Here is a 240-nt window from a genome sequence, read left to right on the forward strand (position 1 = left end):
ATATGAGGAACTATTTTGCCGTTTGTTTCTCTAACACTCAGGTCAAAACGCTGATTTCACAACCTCTCAATAAACGGTGTTCAAAAGCTTGCATCTGCGGTAATAAGCCCAACCAAACGAAAATAGGAGGAGCTATTTTTGTTTGGCTGGACTTATTACTTGATGCAGGACAGCTTTTTCACAACCACTGAATCAGCTAACCCTCAGTATTAGCTCAACAAACGGCAAAATATGAGGAAC

General features: G+C 40.4%; 1 protein-coding gene. It reads left to right on the forward strand.

Annotation, left to right across the window (positions count from 1 at the left end; genetic code table 11):
* On the forward strand, window positions 1-191 hold a 191-nt coding region (locus HMPREF2961_RS15525), incomplete at its 5' end, for a hypothetical protein (protein WP_218083194.1).
* Window positions 192-240: the final 49 nt, after the last annotated feature.

It is taken from the genome of Enterococcus sp. HMSC076E04 (genome assembly GCF_001814285.1).
GTDB classification, from domain to species: Bacteria; Bacillota; Bacilli; order Lactobacillales; family Enterococcaceae; genus Enterococcus_B; species Enterococcus_B lactis.